This window comes from Candidatus Methylarchaceae archaeon HK02M2, assembly GCA_024256165.1.
Lineage (GTDB): Archaea > Thermoproteota > Nitrososphaeria > Nitrososphaerales > JACAEJ01 > HK02M2.
In genome coordinates this window covers 1-8100 of the sequence record JAKLZG010000062.1, presented here as the reverse complement: position 1 = coordinate 8100, position 8100 = coordinate 1, and the positions used below count along the sequence as shown (strand labels likewise).

Here is an 8100-nt window from a genome sequence, read left to right as displayed (position 1 = left end):
ACATACTCAGATAAAATCTTCATATCTGTGCTATCAATGGTCAAGAGTATTAACCTTAGTATTACATATCTAGTATTGGATATATAAACTGCACAAACATATAGGAAAATCTATGTAAATTACAAATATAATTATTTAGTCTTCCCCGTGCTCCCACTCATTATTCCACTTTCTACAGATGTAATAACTAATTCTCCAAAAACCAACTGATGGAGGCTTTTGGGGTATATCAAATATATTTCTCATGTAAACGTAAAGGGTTCTTCTGCTCCTATCATCCCATATAGGAACGTTCCTTTGAATGAATCCTAAATTTATAAGATTTCTGAGTATCGTCATGTAAAAGTTCCTTCTACTATACTTAATAGGGATACCTTTATTGGAGAACTTCTCATCTTGGAGAGCATTTGCGAAGTTGCTTACAGCGTTCTTGGTAGCTTGTCCGCCCCTTTCCTTTAGCCAATCTAAGAATATCCTAGAGGCTATCCTCGTCTTTTTATTGGGAAAGATTATCTCCAAGACGTCTCTTGTTGAGAGGACCTTTTCTTCAGAAAGATCTAACCTCATAGTTATACGATTCCTATTGAATCGATCTCAAGATGAATATTTTGCTCACTTATCAAGACCAAATTCCTCATGGATGGCTCTAACCGCCTCTTCACCGTCATCTTCCTTAACAGCAAACGAGATATTTACTTCAGACGATCCTTGTGAGATCATTATTAGGTTTATCCTTCTCCTTGATACTGCTCCGAAGACCCTACTCGCAACACCTGGCGTGCCTTTCATACCCGCCCCTACTATAGCTACTATGCAGACTTCCTCTTCAGCAGTAACTTCACGTATAGTCCCTTGACCGAGCAGAGCTATTTCTAATGAGCTCATAGCCTTCTCAATTTGATTTCTTTTTATGATGAACGAGATATTCGCTTCAGAAGCGCTTTGAGATATCATGAGCACGTTCACATTATTCTTCCCTAGAATATCAAAGATTTTTGCAGCCGTGCCAGGTGCTCCAACCATCCCAGCTCCGCTGACATTCACCAAAGAAACATTTTTTATTAGGCTCACTGCCTTAACGATTTCTCCTGTTTCTATCTTTGGCTCTTTCACAATCGATGTCCCATGATTTGTTGGGTTAAATGTATTTTTGATCCGCACACGAATTCCTTCAATCATCGCTGGTTCTAAAGCGCTAGGATGAAGGCCTTTTGAACCAAATACTGCCATCTCTATGGCTTCTTGAAATGATAGCTCAGGTATACTCTTCGCCGATGGCACGATCTTAGGATTAGCTGTCATCATTCCATCGACATCGCTCCAGATCCAGATCTCATCAACTCCCAATGCAGCTCCAATAATTGTGGCTGAATAGTCCGACCCACCTCTACCCAAAGTAGTGATGAAACCCTCTTGAGTAGAAGCTATGTAACCCGTTACTACAGGGATTATACTTTTTTCTAACATTGGTTCTAATTTCTTCTTTACTTGATATTTTGTTAAGTTGATCAAAGGTCTTGCTTCTCCATAATTAGAGTCTGTAACGATTCCAACCTCTTTCCCTGATAAGTAGACAGAATCAAGTCCTATATCACGAAGAGCGCCCCATAAGATAGAAGCGGATAATCTTTCACCGAACGACAATACATAATCCATTGACTTTGGAGAAAGCTCACCGAGATAGGCGATGCCTGTCAAAACTTTCTCGAGCTCTTCAGCATCCTTTAACAAGGTGCTTGTTAAATTCTCCTTTAGAGACTCATTTTGGATTGCTTTATGAATAGCGCCAAGATGTCTTTCTTTTATCTTATGAATAAAATCGTAAACAAAATCAAGATTACCTTTTTTTGCTTCATTAGAAACTTCAATTAACTGATCGGTTACACCAGCCAAAGCTGAAACAACTACAATAATTTTATTCCCTTTCTTGAAGAAGTCTGAGGTTATTTTTGCAACTCTTTTTATACAATTACTATCGGCTACAGAGGAACCCCCAAACTTCATAACTAAATTCATATCTTCGCATCAATTGTGGATTTAGTCTTGTTGATAAGTTTAATGTGTTATCTGAAGTTTTCACTTCTTTAAAGATCTAAATCAACGACCGATTTAAAAATATCATTAAATGAGAAAATTTAAGTCAAGAATAGACTTTAATTTGACGGAACATAATGGTTAGAACACTCTTCATAATACCAAAGATGTACTCTCAAAAAGAAATTAAGCTAATAGCCAAAGATCTTCCGCCAGATTTTAATGAGAATCATAAAGAATTTTGGAACTATGTTAAAGAAAGAACATCCATGCTCATAGGAAGAATAAACAGAATTTATTTTGATTCATTGACCGAATCTGGAGATGAAGGTTTGAAGATTTTAATACAAGATGATGAAGATGCAGGAGAAATTGTGAAATTGTTAATGAGATCAGGGGCAATACTACACTGTACTGAAGATAAATTGTTGGTAGGAGAGACAGAATCTTGGTTAAGCATGATAGAAACAATGAACAATGAGACAACAGTAGATATGTTACAAAAGAATATGAAAGAGAGAAACGAATACGTATACAATTTAATAGACTCGACCTTAAAGGAAGGTGAAATGGCAATACTCTTCATTTCTCCTGAAAGAAAGATAGATCTAAGCGAAGATATTAAAGTAGTTAGGATATGTAGATTCGAGCCTTCAGATTATCTTAAAAGTTATTTAGTTCAAATTGATATTAGGGAGAGGAAAAAAGATTTCAAATAAGAATAAGAGTAAAAATATGAATATTTTGAAAATTGACTATTTTGACATTATTTAAAAATTAATATTTTAATGAGTAAATAATTATATATACCGACTTGATAGGTTCGACTTTATATCTATTAAGTCTCTCAGAATAGCGCTCGAAGTCTCCATCCCACCAGCACCAAAACCAATTATCGTTTGTTCACCAGCAAATTCTGTGGTAAACGTTACTGCATTGAGAGTGCCGGGAACACATAAAAGATTCATTTTTAGCATCTTTATAGGCTTTACTTCTAAGCGCTCATTTATCGACCCGATTAGTTTTATAGTACAGTTATTCTTCTCAGCATCCTTTAAGTCTTTAAGATCAATATGACGTATTCCTTCAATGCTTACATCTTTCAATGTAACCTTTTTATCCATTATCCAATTTGCCATTATGACCAATTTACATGCTGTATCTAGACCATCTATGTCTTGTGAGGGGTCTCTCTCTGCATACCCTAGTTCTTGAGCCATCTTAAGAGCTTCATCGAACTCAATTCCCTTGTTGCTCATTTCTGTCAGAATGTAATTTGTAGTCCCATTCAAAATCCCTTTTATCGATAAAACTTTATTTCCTATCAAGCACTTCTTACCAAAATCGAGTATGGGTGTTCCTCCCCCTACAGTCCCACTGAACCTCAAATAGACCTCATTATATTCAGCAAGCTCTGTAAGTGCAGGAAGAGCTAAAGCTAGTGGGCCTTTATTTGTTGTTATGACATGCCTTCCCCTTTTAATGCCTGTCTCGATATACGTCAATCCAGGTTCTCCATCTAAAATGTTAGTTTGTGTTACTTCAATAACAATCTCAGCGTCAACTTTCTCGATGACTTCTTCAGCAGATAAGTTCGGGAATCCATAATCAGAATCATTGGCGATGCTTCCCATCTTTTTGATCTGCAATAACTTTTGTATATTAAGTCCCCTCTCATTTATTGCAGCGCCCCCCCTATCAACAATTGCTACGACCTTTGGACGTAGACCATATTTTGAGATGAGCTCCTTATACCTATGGATAAGTAATCGGAGAAAGCTCTGCCCAACCACACCAAAGCCAACTATGATTATCCTCATCTTTACTGCACGATCCTTTGAGAAAATATGAGAAGCTCTTCTATATATTGTTCATATTCTCGATTCATGGATCTTTTGACTATTTTTTAGTCAGCTTGGCAAGTGATCTAAAACATATCTCCTTTACTTTAGTATTTTATGATAAAGGTGATTAAACACGATGTTTCTTGCATACTCTGACAACATCACAATAGTACTCAAAGAGCCCTTCTCTTTTAACTCGATTGTAATACATACAATCCAAACATATTATATCTCCGCAAACCTGACACTTTCCCCACCTCAAGCCTTTTCCTTCCTCTTTCAGAACCCTTCCACAGTCACTACATTGTAATTCATCGATTTCATTATCTTCTGAGGTCATATTATATAACCTTCTTTAAAATTTCAGAGGGGAGTTAGCGAGTGCACGGGTCATATCAGCTGATGTCAATATTCCGATCAACTTTTCATTTTCTATTACAGGCAGTCTCCTGATATTCAACTGAGTCATAATCCTCGCAGCTTCTTTTAAATTGAAGTCCGGATTTACTACAGTTAGGGGCTTAGACATAAAATCCTTAACTTTGGCCTTTTCTAATTTTAATCCTTTAAAGATTATTTTGGATAATAAATCCCTCTCTGTGAAGATCCCAATTGGCTTGCCTTGAATTGTGACTATAAGGCTGCCTATATGTTTCTCTCCCATTATTTTACATGCATTATCGACATTCTCCTCGATATCTATTGTAAGAACTTCTTTGATCATAGCTTCTCTTACTTTTACCAAAGTAGATCATCTATTCGAAAAAATTAACTAATATAAATTCTTCTAATATTATATTCAATTGAATTTAACTTAACAGTTTTTCTTTCATGGTAAACCTTTATTGTAACCTAATAAACTAAATATGATATCTGGGAATCGATATGGTAGAGGTGCTAGAGAATACATTCTCGATGTTCGTCAAACCAATAAGAAGAGCAATTCAAGATAGAGGGTTCTATGAGCTCACTGAACCACAAGTAAAGGCAATTCCTTTAATTATGCAAAACAAAAACGTTCTACTCATAGCACCTACGGGGACAGGAAAGACTGAGGCAGCTTTTTTGCCCATTTTAAATTCCATATTTAAATTAGAGAAAAAGCCCAGCATCAAGGCTCTATATATCACACCTTTAAGGGCTCTAAATAGAGACTTATTAGAGAGACTTGGATGGTGGTGCAAAAGGCTAGATATAAAGCTCGCAGTCAGGCATGGAGATACCGAAGTGAGAGAGAGACGCGCTCAGGCTAAAGTCCCCCCAGATATACTCATAACAACTCCTGAAACTTTGCAGGCTATACTACCAGGTCGTATAATGAGAGAACATCTAAGATCGATCAAATGGGTTATCGTTGATGAAGTTCATGAGTTAGCTACAGAAAAGAGAGGTAGTCAACTATCACTTGGTCTTGAGAGGCTCAGATACATCACTGAAAAAGATTATCAATTAATAGGACTATCTGCAACTATAGGAACACCAGAGCAAGTAGCCAAGTTCTTAGTTGGAAAAGATCGGCCTTGCGTCATAGTTCAAGTCCCTGTTGCCCGGTCCATAAGATTAAAGATACTTTACCCTCAACCTTCTTCTGAAGACTTCAAGCTTGCTTCAAATTTGTATACATATCCAGAAGTTGCTGCAAGATTAAGAGTGATGAGACAGTTGATAGAGGATAACGCTTCAGTTCTGCTTTTCACGAATACTAGGTCTGAAGCTGAAATCTTATCGAGCAGATTTAGAGTATGGGAGATGGCTTTGCCCATTGGTATTCATCATGGTTCCCTCTCTAAAATATCTCGAATAACTACTGAAAAAGACCTGAAAGAAGGCAGGTTGCTGGGGATAGTCTGCACCAGCTCTTTAGAATTGGGGATAGATATAGGGTCTCTAGAGATGGTAATTCAGTACAATTCACCAAGGCAAGTTACAAGGCTCCTTCAAAGAATAGGCAGGAGTGGGCATAAGATCGGGGGGATTGCAAAAGGAGTTATTATAACTCAAGATTCGGATGATGCTCTTGAGGCAATAGTCATAGCTCGCCGTGCTCTGCTTGAGGATTTGGAGCCTGCCCCAATCCCAGACAAACCTCTAGATGCATTGACACATCAGATCGCAGGTTTGATGATGCAGAAGAATACTTGGAGTTTTGAGGAAGTATTGGATATCTTTACTAAAGCACACCCATATCGGAACTTATCAGAGGAAGATTTGAAGAAAGTCCTCACATACATGCACACAAGATACCCCCCATTCACTCAAATTTATTTTAAAGATAGATTGTTCAGCAAACCTAGAAGGAGTAAGGACCTCTACAATTATTATTTTCAGAACTTATCGATGATCCCTGATGAGAGACAGTTTATAGTAATAGAGGAAGAGATCGATGAGCCCATTGGAGTACTCGATGAAGCTTTCGTTGCTGAGAATGGGGAGATAGGGACAAAATTCATTATGAGAGGCTCTGTCTGGAAGATACTGCAAGTGTATCGAAACAGGATATACGTAAAATCTGAAGAAGATCCTAAAGGTGCCATACCTAGTTGGGTCGGAGAAGAGATACCCGTACCCTATGAAGTTGCGAACGAAGTAGGAGAGATAAGGCGCAGAGTAGAAGAGATGCTAAGATCGGGAAAAAATACAGAAGAAATAACTCAAATACTTAGTGAGGTCTATCCATGTGAGCCTCAAACTTTACTGAGAGCGATATCAGAGATCTTAGATCAAGTCAGAATCGACCTTCCAGTACCAACTGACAAGAAGATCACAATAGAGAGATGGGGGGACCTAATAATAATACATTGTTGTTTTGGTCTTCTTGCTAATCGAACGATTTCTAGGATTTTAGGTCTCATCTTATCCGAGAAGATAGGGTACCCTATAGGGATTCAACAGGATCCCTACCGCATAATCATTCAGACACATAAGGTAAGACCAAAAGATGTAGGGCTCATTATGAAAAGATTAGCTCATGAGGATATCCGAGAATTGGCAACTCGAGCATTATTAAGGACAGGGCTCTTTAAGCGTAGGTTTCTTCATGTAGCCAAAAAGTTTGGAGCGATCTCAAAGGATGCAGACCTGAGTGATGTCAGTTTAAGTAACATAATGAAGGGATTTGAAGATACTGTTATATTCGATGAAGCGCTTAAGCTAACTTTATTCAACGATGCAGACGTTGAGCAGACAGTTCATGTTTTGAATAAAATAGAATCTGGACACATAGAGGTAGAAATAATAGAGGAAGAATCTCTTACACCTATAGCAAGAATAGGTATAGAAGAGATAAGTAGGATGACGGATCTCATACCACCCCAAAGAATGAGGAGCATACTAAAAGATTCGGTTCTTACAAGATTGCTGAATGAGACTCGAACTTTCGTCTGCACGGAGTGTTGGAGCTATGCAGAAGTACTCAGCGTCAGGAATTTACCAGAAGAAATCATCTGCCCGAAATGTAGCTCATCTAAGATAGGTTTATTGAATGAGACCTTAGAGGATGTTTTAACATTATGTGATAAGGAGCTCTCAAAGTTTAAGAGGTTGCCAGATAAGAAGAGGGTTTTGATAAGAAGGGCCATTAGATCAGCAGAACTAATCTCAAAATATGGGCTTGCAGCAGTTATGGCACTTGTTACAAGAGGGATGAGCATATTAGAAGCGAAAGCGATTTTGAAAGAAGAGTCTGAAGTTAACGAAAAGCTGATAGAAATGATTCTTGATGCAGAAAGGAGGGCTTTGAAGAGGCGGTTCTTAGTTACTTGATTGCGTCAAATTATGACAATCGATTAACTCTTAATATTTCATAATTCCTTTTCTTCGTCCACCCAACACCCACCGACTCTTAAACAACCCAAAGGATCGTTATACCCACAACCTTGACATGGCTTACGATTCTCTTTTAGGAAAGGGGAATATTTTCCCCTTGTAGGTTTGATGATTTTCTTAGCACGCTCACTGTATAGGCTCATAATTGGATTCACTCGACCTTAGAGTCATTGCAATTGATTTTCCTTATGACAATAACGTTGGTTCCTTGCCAAAGAGTCTTAAGGACTTTAGTCATACACTCACTTGTATGAATGAAGAAAATGTTAGCCCAATATGAAAAAATATAATTTATACGCACGAGTTTATAATGAAATCGTGATAATATAAATATAATATAATTCATTAGTAATAGATTAATAATAATTAGATAAATTAAATCACTCATACATGAGTC

General features: G+C 37.5%; 8 protein-coding genes. 2 read left to right on the top strand and 6 right to left on the bottom strand.

The features are described 5' to 3' along the window. Positions 1-135: 135 nt before the first annotated feature. Together L6N96_05005 and L6N96_05000 are read right to left on the bottom strand one after the other, a co-directional pair. The gene (locus tag L6N96_05005; protein ID MCP8323517.1) at positions 136-567 is read right to left on the bottom strand and encodes a hypothetical protein; all 432 of its coding nucleotides are present in this window, start codon (positions 565-567) and stop codon (positions 136-138) included. A 45-nt stretch (positions 568-612) separates the two neighbouring features. After that, entirely contained in the window at positions 613-2016 is a 1404-nt protein-coding gene (locus tag L6N96_05000) for an aspartate kinase (protein ID MCP8323516.1), read from the bottom strand. A gap of 155 nt (positions 2017-2171) precedes the next feature. On the opposite strand from L6N96_05000, the gene L6N96_04995 reads away from it, so the two are divergent. After that, positions 2172-2753: a hypothetical protein gene (locus tag L6N96_04995; protein MCP8323515.1), complete on the top strand. Its 582-nt coding sequence runs from the start codon at positions 2172-2174 to the stop codon at positions 2751-2753. Between the two features lie 81 nt (positions 2754-2834). On the opposite strand, the gene L6N96_04990 is transcribed toward L6N96_04995, so the two are convergent. The 3 genes from L6N96_04990 to L6N96_04980 all read right to left on the bottom strand — a co-directional run bounded on the left by L6N96_04990 (position 2835) and on the right by L6N96_04980 (position 4623). Further along, complete coding sequence (locus L6N96_04990; protein ID MCP8323514.1) at positions 2835-3854, bottom strand: homoserine dehydrogenase; 1020 nt, start codon at positions 3852-3854, stop codon at positions 2835-2837. A 151-nt stretch (positions 3855-4005) separates the two neighbouring features. After that, the gene (locus L6N96_04985; GenBank protein MCP8323513.1) at positions 4006-4218 is read right to left on the bottom strand and encodes a hypothetical protein; all 213 of its coding nucleotides are present in this window, start codon (positions 4216-4218) and stop codon (positions 4006-4008) included. 15 nt (positions 4219-4233) lie between these two features. Further along, on the bottom strand, positions 4234-4623 hold the full coding sequence (locus L6N96_04980) for a CBS domain-containing protein (protein ID MCP8323512.1): 390 nt from the start codon (positions 4621-4623) through the stop codon (positions 4234-4236). A gap of 140 nt (positions 4624-4763) precedes the next feature. Between L6N96_04980 and L6N96_04975 the strand changes: the two genes are divergently transcribed. After that, positions 4764-7640, top strand: coding sequence for a DEAD/DEAH box helicase (locus L6N96_04975; protein MCP8323511.1), 2877 nt, complete (start codon positions 4764-4766; stop codon positions 7638-7640). 38 nt (positions 7641-7678) lie between these two features. On the opposite strand, the gene L6N96_04970 is transcribed toward L6N96_04975, so the two are convergent. Beyond that, entirely contained in the window at positions 7679-7846 is a 168-nt protein-coding gene (locus L6N96_04970; GenBank protein ID MCP8323510.1) for a hypothetical protein, read from the bottom strand. Positions 7847-8100: the final 254 nt, after the last annotated feature.

What these genes read in the sequence shown, in the direction of transcription:
- L6N96_05005 (MCP8323517.1), bottom strand. Translation starts at nt 567, where the DNA reads ATGAGGTTAGATCTTTCTGAAGAAAAGGTCCTCTCAACAAGAGACGTC.
- L6N96_05000 (MCP8323516.1), bottom strand. Translation starts at nt 2,016, where the DNA reads ATGAATTTAGTTATGAAGTTTGGGGGTTCCTCTGTAGCCGATAGTAAT.
- L6N96_04995 (MCP8323515.1), top strand. Translation starts at nt 2,172, where the DNA reads ATGGTTAGAACACTCTTCATAATACCAAAGATGTACTCTCAAAAAGAA.
- L6N96_04990 (MCP8323514.1), bottom strand. Translation starts at nt 3,854, where the DNA reads ATGAGGATAATCATAGTTGGCTTTGGTGTGGTTGGGCAGAGCTTTCTC.
- L6N96_04985 (MCP8323513.1), bottom strand. Translation starts at nt 4,218, where the DNA reads ATGACCTCAGAAGATAATGAAATCGATGAATTACAATGTAGTGACTGT.
- L6N96_04975 (MCP8323511.1), top strand. Translation starts at nt 4,764, where the DNA reads ATGGTAGAGGTGCTAGAGAATACATTCTCGATGTTCGTCAAACCAATA.
- L6N96_04970 (MCP8323510.1), bottom strand. Translation starts at nt 7,846, where the DNA reads ATGAGCCTATACAGTGAGCGTGCTAAGAAAATCATCAAACCTACAAGG.